This window comes from Aquiflexum sp. TKW24L, assembly GCF_023502205.1.
Taxonomy (GTDB): Bacteria; Bacteroidota; Bacteroidia; order Cytophagales; family Cyclobacteriaceae; genus Cognataquiflexum.
Map to the genome: position 1 here is coordinate 257256 of NZ_JAMFLG010000002.1, position 16095 is coordinate 273350.

Sequence of the window (16095 nt, forward strand, 5' to 3'; positions counted from 1 at the left end):
TGCGATTTGAGGCTTTCCAATTTTTTTACTTAAGGTGTGCTGAACAAATCGATATACGCTTGAAAGGCGAAGATTCTGTTTCTCTTGAATCCAGTAAGCTCAACAAGTATTCCCATTTGAACGAGGTCCTTGATCAATCTGTTGGCTGTCGAAACGTGCACTCCTAGGATTTCTGCCACTTTGGAACTGTCAATAATCGGGTTCCCGTAAAGGTAGTTTAAGATTTTTTTTGCTTCCTGCTGACGCTTTCCAAGTTCAACAAGCTGTGTGAATTCGACTCTCTCTCGAAGTGCTAAGATTTGTTGGAATGTATTGATACTGGCTTCGGTGGTTTCTATTACACCAATCAGGAAAAAACCAAGCCAAGTATACATATCATCTTTTTCTCGCACTCTCATCAGGTTGTCATAATAATCCCTTCTGTTTTTCTCGAAGAAATCTGAAAGGTACAAAACAGGTTTCTTCAAAAGTCCTTTATCAAGTAAGTACAGCGTGATCAGTAATCTTCCGATCCTTCCATTCCCGTCGAGAAATGGGTGGATAGTTTCAAACTGATAGTGAATCAAAGCAATTTTTATAAGATGGGGTACATAGGTCGGATTTTCACTTATATCAGCATGTATAAATTGCTCGAGGTCGCCCATCAGTTCAGGAATCTCAGGATGGGTTGGTGGAACAAATACAGCATTCTTAAGACTTGGTCCGATCCAATTCTGACTGGTTCTAAACTCCCCGGGAAGTTTTTCTTTCCCTCTTGTGCCTTTCAATAAAGTTGCGTGAGTTTGTCTGATCAGTCGTGTTGAGATGGGAAGTTTATCCATATCCCCAATGGCTTGGTTCATGGCTTCAATATAGCACCGTACTTCTTTCCAATCCTCTCTTCGCTCTGGATCAAGATCTTGTTCTTTGACCAAAGCCTCTTGAAAAGATGTTTGAGTCCCTTCTATTTTGCTTGAAACAGTCGCTTCCTTTGTGATATGCATCGAAATAAAAAAATCAATATCGGGAATCAGCTCAGAAAAAGCATCTAGTTTACCCAAACTTCTATCTGCCTGACTGAGTAAGTTTGCCAGCTTTGGATCTGAAATCACCCATTCGTAGTTGATTTTTTCAGGACTGAAGCTTCGATATTCCTGACGTTTGACCCAATCACCAGCCTTAAAGCTCTTGATATCTTTTATTTCCATCTCTATCTGCCCCTGTAGAATTTTGTAATTGCGAAAAATACATTCATTGCAAATATAAAATATTATAATTGCGTTTTTACACTTTTTTGCAAATATAGATATTTACGATTGCAGCATAATTCAAAGAGCTAAAAAGATATTAAGCAATAAAATCCAATAATCTTTGAAGGGCCATGCTACTCCAATGCGCTTGATGAATCGGTTTTTGAGGAATGGCTGAAAAAAGGGCGTTTAAGCAAAACACCATTTTCCTATCTATTGGTCATGTGGGATGAACTGGACCGCACCTATTTCCCAGTATATGTCGAGCAGCGGAGTGAATTGAAAAATTTTGCACGGTAAGGTCAAGCCCCTGACCACCAACTTTTGGTAGCTGCATACGATCTGTATTCTGAGACGAGGTTGGTGTAGGAAAAATGTTAATCAGGTTTTGGGATTTGAGGACACTACCTCTAAAAATTAAAATAGTGTTTAAGAACTTTTCTAGCAATCAAGAAAGGAGTATTTCTGCAGGTATTTTCAACTCCTTGTGAAATAGTTTGGCCAAATCCAAAGTAAGTGGCTTTTTACGGTTTAAAATCATTGAGATATAGCTTTTGCTCCCAACCTTCCCTACCAAATCTTTATTTTTCAGACCCAATTCATTCATTTTTAATTTGATAGCATCTATGGGATCGGGTAATGGGATGGGGAAGTTTCTGTCTTCATAATCCTTGATCAATAACAGCGCAACTTCAACTTGCTTCCCTATCGCAGTATCCGGAGTTATTTGTTTGTCAAACATTTCATCTATCCAATTCAAATATTGCTCATATTGAACATCGGACTTAATTACTATCAGTTCCATATCATTTGTTCTTAAAGACTATTGATGCTACATCTATTTTGTCATATTCTTTATGGGTACCAAACCATTTGATTTGGACCACTTTGAAATCAAAAACGAACCTTACAACCAAGCGGTATTTGTTCCCCATAATATTGAAGACTACCCTATCGTCGCCAACGAGACTTGCATTTCTATAAACACTTTTCAAATCGTTGAAACTTTTAAACTCCGACCTTAGGATTTCATGATACCATTCAAACAGTGCTGAGGTTGCCTGAGGGTATTTTATGGAATACTCCAATAGAGTTTTTCTTGTGACAATATTAAACACAGTCAAAATTACAAAAAGTTCACTAAAAGAAAACTTTTAAAAAAAATCACAAAAAAAGCCTCAAATCTTGCGATTTGAGGCTTTTTGCTCCCCCTATCAGCGATAGTTGTAACCAAAAACAGGTTATTCTAGCACTGAAAGACATAATGAACCAAGGGATTAAGCCCAAAATCCCTGATTGAAAACTTCCATTTTTTAAAAGGAGGAGGGAAGCCGTAACTAATCGGAAGCTTGCATCAGACCTTGACTAATCACCGTCTACAAAATTTTGCTTTAGAATTTAAATAAAAACTTGAAATTGAGGGTATCAAATTGTCACCAATTAAAAACCCAAAACCTATGAAACGATTACTCGCCTTAATACTTCTGGTTTCCTTCAACTCAATTGCGCAGGTACCCAAAGAACTATCTAGTGAATTGATCATTCTAAAAGTGAAATCTGGAAAGGAGAAAGTTCTAATCAAGGAAAATAGACATTTTGAAGCTCCAAATTGGAGCCGAGACGGCAAATTCTTGATCATAAATGCTGGTGGTTTTTTAGAGAAAATTGATTTAAAGGGAAATAATCTGGGCAAGATCAATCCAGAAGGAATCAACACTGTCAATAATGACCATGGACTAAGCTTTGATGGCAAAATTCTGGTGTTTAGTAAAAATGACAAGGATGCAGCTCCTACCAACAATTCCCGAGTCTATGTAGCAAATGCTGATGGCAGCAACCCAAGATTAGTAACCCCTAATTTCCCCAGTTACTGGCATGGAATAAGTCCTGACAACAACTTTCTCATCTATACCGCAAGAAGAAACGATGATTGGGATTTGTTCAAAATCCCTACTCAGGGCGGAACAGAAATCAATATCACAAATACAGCGGGGCTGGACGACGGTTCGGAGTACAGCTACGATGGAAATTGGATTTATTTCAACTCCCACAGATCAGGCAGAATGCATATTTACCGAATGAGACCCGATGGATCCGGCGTTGCACAACTGACCGAAGACGAACTCGATAATTGGTTTCCTCACCCGAGTCCTGACAATAAATCAATTGTTTACATTTCCTATTTGGAAGATCAAAAAGCAGGACATCCTTTTGGAAAAGAAGTGAAGCTGAGAATAATGAATCTGGAGACCAAAGAAATTAAAGACATAACTCCTGTATTCTACGGGGGTCAGGGAACAATCAATGTACACAGCTGGTCTCCTGACGGAAAATCTATCGCATTTGTACGCTATACTGACTTGACAAAAAAGTAATATCTGATTGATTTCTTGCCTGAGGATTTGATTTTATTTCGTCAGGTATGAGGTCAATAATAGTGATTATCAACTTGTATGAGTAGGAACCTAAGGGAATAAGATTTGGATGTTAAGAAAGTAAGCTTTGGACTATGGACTACCATCTGTTGACGATTATCCGCAGTGGTTAACACTCCTGTTGAATCATTGGTATGATTGCGGATAATCCTATTTATATTTTAATGGAAAAGATCCATTACCTCTGATCACTGAATTTCATTTTTATGAGAAATTTGTATGCCTTGCAAATTACTTTTTTTGTGCTTAAAAAGCACGAACATGGCTGGTACTGGCCTTTTCTCTGCTACCTGCCATACCCATGCCGACGAAATGCTGGCGCCACGCATTTTGATTATCGATTTCAGTTGGATTCCAATAAAAGCTATTGCCAAAACCTCCAATTTCAATTCGGTTGATATAAAGTAAATCTAACTCGTATTTTGAAGGTAAATACCAGTCACCATAAGTAACTCCATCGACAGTAACAGCATATTCATTACAAACAGTCGCGGCAAAATAATTACCATCAACGGAACCCCGGTTGGCTATAAAAATTGCTGTATTCTTCAAACCTGCACCAATGCCGTCAGCTCTTGCTCGAGTATTTATCATAATTTCAAGGGGATTTAAGGAATTCTCCTAGTTCAGAAATGAAAAAATTACAACCGAAAAAACCTTCTTTAAACGGAACTTGATGAATATAAAAACAAAAAAAGAGGTCATTTCTGACCTCTTTTTTGAATTGGCTCCCCTTATCAACGATAGTTGCAACCGAAGCAGGGTTTATTTACTTGTTAAAGTTAGTGGAGAGGAAATCACAGATCAAAGCAAGCTGAATATCGAGGCTTGATGAGTTAAATACTCACTGTTTAAACGTGTGCCATTTAGGACTTCCCAAAGACCCTTCTGCAAACCTGTTCATGCATTTTGTCCAAACATCGTTGTCAAAGAGCTCAAGGTAATTCCTCGTGAAAGTGTACGCACTTAATTGATTGGAGCGGTAAAAACGATATGGCTTCGTTTATAATCCGTGGCAAAGTTCTCATGGAATTCAGATGAACCAAACATTCAGTGAAATTTCGGGAGGCGTTCCAAATGACGGCTATTGGTACGGGAAAAAATGATGAAAGCTAACCTATTGATTATATAATATTTTTCAACTACCTTAACATCAATATGTTATAACGTAATTGATAAAATTAGGGTAGCTCTATGATTCTCCACGCAAAACTCCTCGAATTATGAAAAAAATTTACCAAATTTTCGTCTCATACACCACGCAAGCGCTAGCATTTTTGCTTTTGATGATTGTTTTTTCAAATGTAGGTTTTGCGCAGGAAAAATTATCAGATGTTCCCCCCTTAACCACCCGTTCTGCCGTCCCAAAAGAATATGTTCAACGGGTATCAAGCGATCGAACTCCCCTCACAAACTCAGTTCAGCACAAATCGGATTCGCCCCAGTTCATCCAAAAGTTTAGCCAAATCAATTCATCCCCTTTAACAGAAAATGAAGTTCCTGTTGATAAACCAAGTCGGCTAAAACCAGGAATTCAAAAAGGTGTGTTAACCATTGAAAACCACGACACTCAGCAGAGCCAGGGTAGAATAGCAGCCGTTTTTTGTAATGACACCCCTATCGGCACAAACGACCTCTACGTCGCTGCGAACGATAAGGCGTTATCCATTGCTGCCCCTGGTTTCCTAATGAATGATATTGACCAGAATGGGGAAACGCTGACGGCCACCCTCATAGTGGACGGCGTGGATAATGGGACCCTGTCTGCCTTCCCAAATGGATCATTTAACTATACACCAAATCCAGGATTTATCGGCACTGACCAGTTTCAGTACAGAATGAGGAATGCCTCATTAAACGAATCAGAACCTATCACCGTGACTATTGAAGTTCGTGAGGCGGGAAATCGAACTCCCATTGGTTCCGACGATGCATTTGGTGCACTCTCTGGCAAGGTGTTGACAGTAGCCGCCCCTGGATTCTTGGCCAATGATATTGACCAGGACGGTGATGTCCTGACGGCCACCCTCATTGTGGACGGCGTGGATAATGGCTCTCTGTCTGCCTTCCCAAATGGATCATTTAACTATACACCAAATCCAGGATTTATCGGGACTGACCAGTTCCAGTACAGAATGAGGGATTCGGAATTAAATGAATCCGAACCCATTACGGTGACTATTCAGGTCTATGAAGGCAATAGATCTCCATCGGGGACAAATGATGTTTTCGGTGTTATGCAAAACACAGTCCGTACTGTTGCTGCGCCAGGATTCCTTGTTAACGACATTGACCCGGACGGTGATGCCCTGACGGCAACCCTTATTGTAAACGGCGTGGATAATGGCTCTCTGTCTGCCTTCCCAAATGGATCTTTTAACTATACACCAAATCCAGGATTTATCGGGACCGACCAGTTCCAGTACCGAATGAGGGATTCGGAATTAAATGAATCCGAACCCATTACGGTGACTCTCGAAGTGATTGGTCCTGGAGTTCTTCCGGTGGGGTTCCCAGATGCTTACAAAACGGCGAACGATAAGGTATTATCAGTTGTTGCTCCTGGTTTCCTAATGAATGACATTGATCAGAATGGGGAACCCCTGACGGCCACCATCATAGTGGACGGCGTGGATAATGGGACCCTGTCTGCATTCCCAAATGGATCATTTAACTATACACCAAATCCAGGATTTATCGGGACCGACCAGTTCCAGTACCGAATGAGAGATGCCTCATCAAACGAATCAGAACCTATTACTGTGACTATTCAAGTCGGGGAGCCCTTTAATAGAACTCCATTGGGCAGTAATGATCAATATGGTGCTTTGGCCAACTCCACACTCGTGATCGCATCACCAGGATTTCTAATGAACGACATTGATCAGGATGGCGATGTCCTGACGGCAACTATTATTGTAGACGGCGTGGATAACGGGTCCTTATCTGCTTTCCCTGATGGATCATTTAATTATACCCCTAATGCTGGCTTTACCGGCACTGACCAGTTTCAGTACAGAATGAGGGATTCGGAATTAAATGAATCCGAACCCATTACGGTGACTATTCAGGTCTATGAAGGCAATAGGGTCCCTTCTGGTACAAATGATGCTTTCGGTGTGGTAAAAAATACTCCTTTGACTATAGCGGCCCCAGGATTCTTAGTAAATGATTTTGACCCTGACGGTGATGCCCTGACGGCAACCCTTATTGTAGACGGCGTGGATAACGGGTCCTTGTCTGCTTTCCCTGATGGATCATTTAACTATACCCCTAATCCTGGCTTTACCGGCACTGATCAGTTCCAGTACAGAATGAGGGATTCGGAATTAAATGACTCCGAACCTATTACGGTGACTTTCGAAGTGGTTGGGCCAAACGAGCCTCCTGTGGCCCAGGCAGATGACATAACGACGGAGTGTGCAGACCCATCCGGCACAAATGTTACTCTTGATGGTTCAAACAGTACTGATCCAGAAGGCGGAGCCCTGATCTATTCTTGGTATGAGAACAATATTATCATCGCGGGTCCAACCTCTTCAAGTACATCTGATGTAATCTTTACCACTGGCGTACACCAGGTGAAGCTTAAGGTAGAGGATGAGTGTGGCCTTAGCACCGAGTTAGATATTATCGTGACGGTGGAGGATACAACAGGTCCTTTAGTGGAAGCTGCCCTGCAGCCTGCCGCCAAGCCAAACACTTACGCCATTTCTTGCAACTCTTCGGACGTCTGCTCGGAGGTGGTGGCAAGCAGTTCGAAGATATTGATCCCTAACCTGACCAATCTTAAAGTGTCCCTTAAAAACAGGAAGGGGTACAGCCTGACCATTGATCCAGCCAAAAATACTGTAAGTGTTCAAGCTCCGAATGCAGCAGCCTTCTGGGCAGAAGTAGTAGCAAATGGAGGAATACAGGTGACTGAGGGCCAAGTGATCGGTGCTTATTATGATAAGACCAAATATCAGTTCAGTTTCGATGCGAAAGGCAAACTGCTGTCGGTTAAAGGAAATGTCGTGGTTTTACGCTGTACCGCCACAGACGGCAATGGAAACACAAGTATAAGTGAAGCTACGCTTCCACTTGGGGGTATTCTGCCATTATCTGAAGTTTCCTCTTTATCCGACTCAGAAAACCTAACCATGTCGCACCAGAACTATCCGAATCCTTTTGCAGGAACAACCACCATCCGTTTCAATCTACCAGAGCCTGCATTCGTCCAGATTAACATTTTCGACCATGCCGGGCGGTTAGTTGATGTCCTTGGCAGAAGTCAAATGGAGGTCGGGGAGCATTCCATTATCTGGGACGCCACCCTACAAAATTCGGGGTTGTATATCTATCAAATCCAGTACAACTCAAAACAGGTAACCAACAAGATGCTGCTTTTGCGCTAGTGGCTATTGACCAGGGAGTCTCTGGACGTGGAATAAACGCCATAAACAAGTAAACTGAAGATTATGAATATACGAATTAAATGGTTGCAGGTCTTCAGAATTGTGTTTGCATCCTATGGAACCAGGTTAAAAACTGGTTCTATTTTGGGTTTCCTTATAGTGGTGTTTCCGGCGCTCGCTTCACAAAATTTTAGAAGCTGTGAAAAGCCGATCATTCTGGAGAAATGTCGCACAGGTATTTTCTGACCGGAATAACCTCCACGGGTTTAGGTTTTTAGGAAACAAGTTGCTTTGAAATTCCAAAGGATTGCCCCTGTGGGGAAAACTTTATTCGCGAAGATAAGAGTTTGGGTGGAAAATCAGTAAGAGAAAAGCCCCACCGATTTGGTGATGCTTGATGAGTTAAATATTCATTGGTTAAACGTGTGCCATTTAGGCCTTCCCAAAGACCCTTCTGCAAACCTGATCATGCATGTTGTCCAAAACATCATTGTCAAAGATTTCAAGGTAGATGCATTTCATCCGCATTTTAGAATAAAGTACTAAAATCAGCACTTTTCCCCATTTCATGTGTTGAGATATTTTTGAGGAAACCCAACCTGCTAAAAAAGGAAAAAGGCCTCATAATCGCGTTCTGAAGCCTTTTTAAACGACAAAACCTCAGATTTCTCTGAGGCTTTTTGCTCCCCCTCTAGGGCTTGAACCTAGGACCCCATGATTAACAGTCATGTGCTCTAACCAACTGAGCTAAGGAGGAATTTTATTGATTTTATCAGACCCTTTGGTCTAAGGTGATGCAATATTAGCAGGTTAAGCCATTTTTTCCAAACTGACTCCACAAAAAAATTGGAATAATATCAACTGCAACTTAATTATTCCTATAAATCAGGGACTTACTTTTATATTTTGATCTCCTTCCCACATCTCATTCCTTTCCCTCCACCACTTGCTTTATCAAAAGCTTGTTATAAATATAGGTAACTCCCAAAACCATCAAACCTGCAATCACTGCCAACAAAGCATTGTAATAGGCAGGGGCCGACAGGGTCAGCCTCAGGAATATCGTCGCCAAGGCAAAAGAGGAATACCTGAAAAGGTTATAATACTTGGTAGTGTACCGCAATGAAAACAGCAGGATAAACACATCTGTGAAAATCAGCAAAGTGTAAAACAACTTGATGCTGTAAATAAACTCATGAGTCTGATAAGCCGTGAAAATGTCATATATCCCCAACAGTATAAAGGAAGCCGTCAGGTAAATCGAAATCAGCTTTTTAATGGAGGCAAATCCCTTTTGCTCCTCGTAAGTTTTGGTGATGCGGATATGTTTTTGCGCCCTATAAAAAAGCCCTGTGATCAAAAAAATCAAAATCGCACCAAAAGCATCGGAAACAATAGGCAGGAGTTCCATCAAAAACCCTACTTCCCAGGTCATGTCTCCCAAATAATGTCCAAACTCCTTGAAAGCATCCCGAAGCAAAAGAAGGGAAATAATCTCAAACTGCTTTCCAACTGAATCCGCCACTGACTTTGGAATCAGAAAAATCAATCCCAACACTTCAAATACCAGAAGCACATTGAACGCCAATTCGATGGCATAAAAGGCAGAAAATTTCTCACCAAAATGGAAAATATTAAGGTAGGAAAGCAATCCCATCAGCAATCCTCCTACAAAGAATAGAACAACTATGTTGCTGATCCACTTTGACACGGGGTCACTTTCCCAATGCTCATCTAATAAATCAAATATCCCAATCTGCCAATCAAAAAACCTCTTTATCATACCTATACAACTTCAATTTTCGAATTTGGTTATCAGCCATTTATGGCACCCGCTGCCCGTTCATATTTCTATTGTCCAATAAATATAAACAAAAGTCAATCTCAAAGAAGGAGATAAAAATCACAGATTATTTTTGATTATATTCAAATTTAAAGAAGGCTCTGTTTCAAAAATTCACCACCAACCTTAGAAAACCAATCCCATGAGTCAACACATCAACAGGAGAGATTTTGTACGCTACTCTGTCCTTACAGCCCTCGGACTTCAATTTTTACCATTTCAAGGCCTCAAAGCCGCCGCCTCTGACAGGGTCAGGATCGCGCATATCGGCCTTGGCGGAATGGGATTGGCACATATGAATTGGTTTGCCAACTTACCCGAAGCAGAAATCGTCGCCCTCTGTGATGTGGACGAAGAGCATGCTAAGGAAGCTTTGGCCCAACTCAAAAAAATACATCCGGATACCAAAGCCCAAATTTATGCCGACTTCAGAAAAGTATTGGAGAGGCAGGATATCGATGCAGTCACCATCGCCACACCAGACCATTGGCATGCACAGATTGCCATCTTGGCATTTCAGGCAGGCAAAGATGTCTATGGCGAAAAGCCGCTTTCCTACTCGCTTAGGGAAGGACAGTTGATGTTGGCTGCGCAAAAGTCAAGCAACAGGGTTTTCCAATTGGGCACACAGATCCATGCAGGAGACAATTACCACCGGGTTGCCGAGATCATCCAATCGGGTGAACTCGGAAAAATCAAAACTGTGAGGCTTTGGAAAACAGGGGAACCTCCACTCATAGAAAAGCTCAACTATCAAACTCCACCACCTAACCTGAATTGGGACATGTGGCTTGGCCCAGCACCCTATTCAGAATATGCCCCTGAAAAATGTCATTTCACTTACCGGTATTTTATGGATTATTCCGGAGGTGTCTTCCAGGATTTTTGGTGTCATATCGCTGATGTGGTGTGGATGTCTATTGCGCCAAGCGGGCTAAAATCCATTTCGGCCAAAGGAGAAAAATCTGACGGTGTCGGCGATACCCCAAAATGGATTGATGTGGATTTCAAATTTAAAAAACTCAATCTCCATTGGACCTCCACGCCTCCACCTGTCCAAGGTGCTGAGGAAATGGGAATAGGAGCCTATTTTGAAGGTACAAAAGGAAACCTGATCTGTGATTACAGCTCGATGGCCATTCACATGAATGGCCAAACTTTGACTGATATTCCTGAAATCGCCAAGTCAATCCCAAGGTCGCCGGGCCACCAACAGAATTTTCTCGATGCCGTCAAATCCCGTCAGCAACCTGAATCCAACCTTGAATATGCGAGAGGAATGACTTTACCGATGCACCTGGCACTGATTTCCTACAAGCAGGAAAAATCCCTAAAATGGGATGCAAAAAAAGAGCTGTTCGTAAAAGATGACGCTTCCAATGAATTGTTATTCAGGTCTTACAGGGAAAAATGGAACCTCATCGGTGCATAATTTCTTCATAATCATTAACTTTTACCCATCAAACAACAAAGACCAATCCGACCACTATGGAAAAATTCACAATATCTGTCAACGGAAATAATCAGGAAGTGACCGCTGATCCGGACATGCCACTGCTTTGGGTTTTGAGAGATCTGCTCTCAATGAAAGGTACCAAATTCGGTTGCGGGCAAGCGCTATGCGGAGCTTGTACGGTACATATGGATGACGAAGCAGTAAGGTCTTGCAATACTCCCATCTCTACGGTTGGAAGCAAGAAAATCACCACTATCGAAGGACTTGACTCTGAAGGGCATCACCCCCTTCAGGACGCTTGGGTGGAGCATGTGGTTCCCCAATGCGGGTATTGTCAGACAGGTCAGATCATGAATGCGGCGGCTTTACTTAAGAAAAGTCCGAACCCATCGGATGCTGAGATCGAAGAATCCATGGCAGGAAACTTATGTCGCTGCGGCACCTACAACCGCATCAAAGAAGCCATTCTCACCGCATCCAAAGCACTTTAATCCTGAACCCAAAACATCAAAAAATATGATGCCGAACTTCCCGTTTTTAAAAAACAAAAAAGCTGAAGACAAAAGCGAAGTCTTTGTTCCTTCACGCAGGGATTTCTTGAAACTCAGTTCTCTGGCTACAGGAGGATTCCTTTTGGGGGTCAATTTCCAATGTGCCGGACCCAAAGGTGAGACCATCACTTTTGCCCCCAATGTATTTATCAGCATCACCTCTGACAATGAAGTCACCATCGTCGCTCACCGATCCGAAATGGGGACAGGCATCCGCACCACCCTACCACAGATCGTGGCGGATGAATTGGGCGCCGATTGGTCCAAAGTAAAAATTGTGCAAGCCGAAGGCGATGAAGATAAATATGGAAACCAAAACACCGACGGCTCATTTTCAGTCAGGATGTTTTATGAACCTATGCGAAAAACCGGAGCGACGGCAAGACACATGCTTATCGCCGCCGCAGCCAAAAAATGGGAGGTTAGTCCCGAGGAATGCCATACCGAAAACTCTCAGGTGATCCATTCATCCGGAAAGAAAATCGACTTTGGAGACTTGGTTGCCACCGTCAAAGACATGCCATTGCCTGATGCGGCAAGTATCACTTTGAAGGAATTTTCAAGCTATAAACTAATCGGAAAAGATGTCACCATCTATGACGCCAGAGATATCACCACAGGCAAGGCTGTTTTTGGTGCTGATGTGGATTTGCCAGGAATGCAGATTGCGGTTATCAGGAGAAACCCAGTCATCGGAGCAAAAGTCATTTCCATCAATGATGCCAAAGCCCTCGCTGTCCCGGGTGTAACTCAAGTCATCAAGATCGACGGTGCAGGAATTCCTCCCGGATTGGACAAAGCCTTGGAGGGTGTCGCCGTCCTAGCAGACAATACTTGGGCAGCCATGAAAGGCCGTGATGCTTTGGAAATAGAATGGGATTTGGGTCCAAACCAAACCTACAATTCCACCAAGCAATTGGAAGAAATGCTCCAAAGCACCACCAAGGATGGGAAAGTCAGAAGGGAAAGAGGCAACTTTGCTACTGCCCAAAGAGCTGCAGGAAAGGTGTTGGAAAGGACTTATTTGGCTCCATTCTATGCGCATGCCACCATTGAGCCGCCTGCTGCCATCGCACATTACAAGGAAGATGGAACTTGTGAAATATGGGCACCATCCCAACATCCGCAGTGGGCAAGACAAGCGGTATCCGCAGCGGTGGGAATTGATGTAAGCAAAGTCAAAGTCAATGTCACTTTGCTAGGAGGAGGATTTGGAAGAAAGTCCAAACCTGATTTTGTGGTGGAATCTGCTTTACTTTCCAAAGCCGCAAAATCACCGGTGAGGGTACAGTGGATGCGGGAAGACGATCTACATTTTGACTTTTTCCACTCCCACAGTGCACAAAGGATCAAGGCAACGATAGACAAAGACGGGAACTTTACAGGATGGAATCACCACACGGTTTTTCCTGCCATCGGAGCAACAGGCAGTACCACAGAACTTCATCCTTCTGATGGTGAATTGGGTTTGGGTTGTACGGATTTTCCTTATGATGTGCCGAATATTAAGATAGAAACCCACGAGTCAACAGCGCATACCAGAATCGGATGGCTGAGATCGGTGAGTAATATCCACCACGCTTTTGCTATCGGATGTATGATGGATGAAATCGCCGAAGCCCGAGGCATCGATTCTGTAAAGCATGCGCTTCAGATGCTCGGTGAGGACCGCAACATTGAATTCAAACCGGAAACAGACGGGAAATATGAAAACTATGGCGAGGCCATAGAAACTTTTCCATGGAATACGGGAAGGATGAAAAAAGTGATTGAAAGGGTTGCCAAAGAAGCCAATTGGGACCAAAAACTGGCAGATGGAAAAGCAGTAGGATTTACCGCCCACAAAAGCTTCTTGACTTATGTGGCTTGTATTGTGGTGGTGGAAAAAGACAGTTCAGGCAAAGTTACCATCCCTGAAGTATTCTATGCGGTGGATTGTGGTATCGGAGTCAATACAGATAGGATCCGCTCCCAGTTTGAGGGTGGGGCACAGTTTGCGACAAGTTTGGCGACCACTTCAGCCATCACCTTCGAGAATGGAATCCCACAGCAAAACAACTTTGATGGCTACCAAATCATCAGGATGCCCCAATCGCCCAAGAAAATCCACGTCCATATTATAGAGAGTATGGAAAAACCAACGGGTGTCGGCGAGCCTCCGGTGCCTCCTTACATCCCGGCTTTGTGCAATGCGATGTATAAACTGACAGGCGAAAGAATCTATCAGCTGCCTTTTAAGGCATAAATGTGTGCCAAGTTCAACTCCTTCAGAGTTGGTGTTTCTTCAGATTTTCTCAAAGCCCCCAATTACATTGGGGGTTATTGTTTTTCAAGTACTCCGTACTTGCTACAGACCTGAAAACCAAACAAGCCTTGGAAAGGATTCAACAACAATAACCGCGGGTGAAACCCATGGATTTGCAAGAAATCACTGAATCAAAAGAAGCCTTGAAAAGGCTTCAACAATAATAACCACGGGTGAAACCCGTGGACCATCGAAATCTTGGTGTTAGGGGCAACTCTGAAGGAGTTGAATTATTTAAAATATTTAACTAATTTTATTTTACACATACCCTTTTTAAAATATGAGCAGTTACAAACAGATCATTTACCACCTGATTTTTGGAACTAAACGAAGAGAATTCACAATTCCAGAATCTCATTGCCTTGAACTCTATAAATACATCTGGGGAATCACAAAAAACAAAAAATGCACCCTCTATCGAATAAATGGGATCGGAGACCATATCCATATTTTGACTGATTTACACCCAAGTCAAAGTTTAGCAGACTTTATCAAGGATATCAAAATTGCAAGTAGCAATTGGATGAAGGAAAATCCTGATTTTCCTAATTGGGATGGTTGGGCACTAGGTTATGGTGCATTTACCTACTCAAATAAAGAAAAACCAAATCTTGTTGAATACATCAAAAATCAAAAAGAACACCATAAAAAAGAATCCTTCTATGATGAATATAAGAGGCTATTGATCGAAAATGAAATTGAGTTTAAAGAGGAGTATCTTTTCAAATAGAATATGTTCAACTCCTTTAGAGTTGGCCGTACCCTTACATATCTCTGGCCCCCCAATTACATTGGGGGTTATTGTTTTTCAAGTACTCCGTACTTGCTCTTGACCTGAAAACCAAAGAAGCCTTGGAAAGGTTTCCACAATGATAACCGCGGGTGAAACCAGTGGATGAGCAAACTAGCATGAAACGGACAACTCAGGAGGAGTTGAACCAATCCCTCAAAGGCTTCCCTTCCCTATTGGCGTCTCGTCACATTCCACATCTCCCACCACATATTGCAGTCCGTTCAGATAGAACCTGAGTAAATCTGGATTTTCAAAACTTTGCGCATTGTGGGAAGGAGAGCAATACATCACTTTTCCTTTGCCCTGTGCCCTTATCCATGCGACATAAGTTTTTCCTTTGGTCAAAGGATTTTTCTGATCGATAATTTCTGCATTGTTGAAGTAAAGCAAAGGCTTGAAATCCAAATCTGCATAGGCATTCTTGTAAAAATAAGGTTCATCGACATGGTTGAATCCAGTAGCAGGAAATGCCTGCACCAAAGGATGCTTGGGATCCGCTAACCGGATCTGAATAGCTTGCTGTGGCGGATGGTAATCAAAACTTGCACCGACCAACCTGCTAAAAGCTCTAGAATTGTTTTGGGTGACTACAGCCCCATGTACCAACAATAAGCCTCCACCTTTCTCAACATATTTCAATAAATTCTTTTCCAATTGAAGTGCCTTCTTCATCAATACCGCACTGTCTGCATCGGATTCTGCACGGAGTTTATCCCAAAAAAGGTTGCGGTGATCTTCTTTAGAGCAAGTATTGTTGAGTACGACAGCGTCATATTTAGCAAGATTTTTTGATTCAAACATGTTGATATCTTTGCTTCCTTTGACATGGAAAGCGCCACTTTTTTCAGAAATTATCTTGATCATTTGCTCCGTATGCGGAATCACCCAATGTTCATATCCTGTATGAAGGGAGAACACAAGGATGTTATTCTTTTCAGAAAAGGGAAAAGTTGCTTTCTCGGGAGCAAGTTCATGAATCTTATCTTTCCATGTTTGGTCCAGTTTTACTTCAGGAAGGTCTTGTCCCTGCACCCAATAAACCTGAAGCAAAAGAAGTAATGCAGACAAAATCTTTTTAATCATCTG

At 42.2% G+C, this 16095-nt stretch carries 14 protein-coding genes and 1 tRNA gene; 7 read left to right on the plus strand and 8 right to left on the minus strand.

The window, feature by feature from the left end:
- Window positions 1-29: 29 nt before the first annotated feature.
- From M3O96_RS02495 to M3O96_RS02505, 3 genes are all read right to left on the minus strand, one after another.
- Window positions 30-1187 (minus strand): Fic family protein, encoded by a 1158-nt coding sequence (locus M3O96_RS02495; protein ID WP_249718460.1) that lies wholly within the window; start codon window positions 1185-1187, stop codon window positions 30-32.
- 490 nt (window positions 1188-1677) lie between these two features.
- Window positions 1678-2034 (minus strand): helix-turn-helix domain-containing protein, encoded by a 357-nt coding sequence (locus tag M3O96_RS02500; RefSeq protein ID WP_249718462.1) that lies wholly within the window; start codon window positions 2032-2034, stop codon window positions 1678-1680.
- A 1-nt stretch (window position 2035) separates the two neighbouring features.
- Complete coding sequence (locus M3O96_RS02505) at window positions 2036-2317, minus strand: type II toxin-antitoxin system HigB family toxin (protein ID WP_283773940.1); 282 nt, start codon at window positions 2315-2317, stop codon at window positions 2036-2038.
- Between the two features lie 369 nt (window positions 2318-2686).
- Between M3O96_RS02505 and M3O96_RS02510 the strand changes: the two genes are divergently transcribed.
- Window positions 2687-3604, plus strand: coding sequence for a TolB family protein (locus M3O96_RS02510; RefSeq protein ID WP_249718466.1), 918 nt, complete (start codon window positions 2687-2689; stop codon window positions 3602-3604).
- Between the two features lie 306 nt (window positions 3605-3910).
- Here the strand turns inward: M3O96_RS02510 and M3O96_RS02515 are convergent, their stop codons facing one another.
- A complete protein-coding gene (locus M3O96_RS02515) occupies window positions 3911-4258 on the minus strand; it encodes an Lcl C-terminal domain-containing protein (protein WP_249718467.1) in 348 nt (115 codons plus the stop codon).
- An 82-nt stretch (window positions 4259-4340) separates the two neighbouring features.
- Here M3O96_RS02515 and M3O96_RS02520 point away from each other — a divergent pair, with 82 nt between their 5' ends.
- The gene (locus tag M3O96_RS02520) at window positions 4341-4496 is read left to right on the plus strand and encodes a hypothetical protein (RefSeq protein ID WP_249718469.1); all 156 of its coding nucleotides are present in this window, start codon (window positions 4341-4343) and stop codon (window positions 4494-4496) included.
- Between the two features lie 391 nt (window positions 4497-4887).
- On the plus strand, window positions 4888-8061 hold the full coding sequence (locus M3O96_RS02525) for an Ig-like domain-containing protein (RefSeq protein ID WP_249718471.1): 3174 nt from the start codon (window positions 4888-4890) through the stop codon (window positions 8059-8061).
- A gap of 432 nt (window positions 8062-8493) precedes the next feature.
- Here the strand turns inward: M3O96_RS02525 and M3O96_RS02530 are convergent, their stop codons facing one another.
- The 3 genes from M3O96_RS02530 to M3O96_RS02540 form a co-directional block, all read right to left on the minus strand.
- On the minus strand, window positions 8494-8631 hold the full coding sequence (locus tag M3O96_RS02530; RefSeq protein ID WP_249718473.1) for a hypothetical protein: 138 nt from the start codon (window positions 8629-8631) through the stop codon (window positions 8494-8496).
- Window positions 8632-8744: 113 nt separating this feature from the next.
- Window positions 8745-8818: transfer RNA gene (locus M3O96_RS02535), tRNA-Asn, on the minus strand.
- Between the two features lie 168 nt (window positions 8819-8986).
- Entirely contained in the window at window positions 8987-9844 is an 858-nt protein-coding gene (locus tag M3O96_RS02540) for a hypothetical protein (RefSeq protein WP_249718475.1), read from the minus strand.
- 202 nt (window positions 9845-10046) lie between these two features.
- Between M3O96_RS02540 and M3O96_RS02545 the strand changes: the two genes are divergently transcribed.
- From M3O96_RS02545 to tnpA, 4 genes are all read left to right on the plus strand, one after another.
- Entirely contained in the window at window positions 10047-11336 is a 1290-nt protein-coding gene (locus M3O96_RS02545) for a Gfo/Idh/MocA family protein (RefSeq protein ID WP_249718477.1), read from the plus strand.
- Window positions 11337-11392: 56 nt separating this feature from the next.
- Entirely contained in the window at window positions 11393-11851 is a 459-nt protein-coding gene (locus M3O96_RS02550; RefSeq protein ID WP_249718478.1) for a (2Fe-2S)-binding protein, read from the plus strand.
- Window positions 11852-11876: 25 nt separating this feature from the next.
- Entirely contained in the window at window positions 11877-14156 is a 2280-nt protein-coding gene (locus M3O96_RS02555) for a xanthine dehydrogenase family protein molybdopterin-binding subunit (RefSeq protein ID WP_249718480.1), read from the plus strand.
- Window positions 14157-14496: 340 nt separating this feature from the next.
- The gene (tnpA, locus tag M3O96_RS02560; protein ID WP_241139787.1) at window positions 14497-14946 is read left to right on the plus strand and encodes an IS200/IS605 family transposase; all 450 of its coding nucleotides are present in this window, start codon (window positions 14497-14499) and stop codon (window positions 14944-14946) included.
- A gap of 216 nt (window positions 14947-15162) precedes the next feature.
- Here tnpA and M3O96_RS02565 read toward each other — a convergent pair whose 3' ends face one another.
- Window positions 15163-16092, minus strand: coding sequence for a ThuA domain-containing protein (locus tag M3O96_RS02565; protein ID WP_249718481.1), 930 nt, complete (start codon window positions 16090-16092; stop codon window positions 15163-15165).
- Between the last annotated feature and the right edge of the window lie 3 nt (window positions 16093-16095).